This is a genomic window from Hanstruepera flava (assembly GCF_023634025.1).
In the GTDB taxonomy this organism is placed as follows: domain Bacteria; phylum Bacteroidota; class Bacteroidia; order Flavobacteriales; family Flavobacteriaceae; genus Hanstruepera; species Hanstruepera flava.
In genome coordinates this window covers 1-1,118 of the sequence record NZ_JALJCW010000012.1, presented here as the reverse complement: position 1 = coordinate 1,118, position 1,118 = coordinate 1, and the positions used below count along the sequence as shown (strand labels likewise).

Below are 1,118 nucleotides of genomic sequence, written 5' to 3'. Positions count from 1 at the left end.
TCTGTGAGTCTGATGTGATTACTGGTGCTTCGGTATCTACTGTCCAAGTGTATGTTACACTTACTGCCTCGGCTTGGTTGCCACAGGCATCTGTATAATTTGCCGTCCATGTCTGGGTGTATGCACAACCATCGTTGCTTGGTCCTTCTGTTTCAGACTCTAAACCTATTTCACCATCCATACAATTATCGCTAACCATAAACATTGGCGATACAATTTCAGGATTACATCCTAAATCACCACTCTCTGAATCAGCTGTAATTACTGGTATCTCCGTATCTACTGTCCATGTATATGTTACACTACATCTTTCAAAATCATAAGTTTCATTTCCACATGAATCTATAGCACTAAAAATATAGGTCACACTTCTATCACAACCTTCATCATCTAAAATAGTATCATAAACAAACACCTCTGATGAACCTAAACAGTTATCATCTGTGTCTATAAGATCTATCAGACTCTCTCCCGAAGGTATCTCCTCTGGGTTACAACCTAAATCACCAGCTTCAATTGCCGAACAGTTTACTTTAGGAGGCAAAGTATCTTGAATCCAAGTATACGTAATACTAACAGATTCCGCTTCATTACCACAAGGATCCATTGCAGTTGCAGTCCAGGTTTGGCTATAACTACAATCCCATCCTCCTGGGTTTTGAGGTCCTTCAGTAGAAACTTCAACTTCAATAGAGCCACAATTATCTGTAGCCATAAATTCAGGTGCGATCACTTCAGGGTTACAACCTAAATCCATACTCTGATTCTTCGTTGTTATTACTGGCGCTTCAGTATCTACTGTCCAAGTATATGTTACACTTACTGCCTCGGCTTGGTTGCCACAGGCATCCGATACGTTTGCTGTCCATGTCTGGGTGTATGCACAACCATCATTGCTCGGTCCTTCTGTTGTTACTATTGGATCACCTACTTCACAATTGTCCTCTGCAGTGAACATTGGCTCCATAACCTCTGGGTTACAGCCCAAGTCTCCATTCTCTGCATCAGTCATAATTACTGGTGCCTTGGTATCTACTGTCCAAGTGTATGTTACACTTACTGCCTCGGCTTGGTTGCCACAGGCATCCGATACGTTTGCTGTCCATGTCTGGGTGTAT

General features: G+C 42.0%; 1 protein-coding gene. It reads right to left on the bottom strand.

Features of this window, described 5'->3' with window-relative positions; genetic code table 11:
- Window positions 1-1,118, bottom strand: a 1,118-nt coding sequence (locus tag MTX13_RS14325) for an HYR-like domain-containing protein (protein ID WP_250437412.1), incomplete at both ends; no start/stop codon positions are given.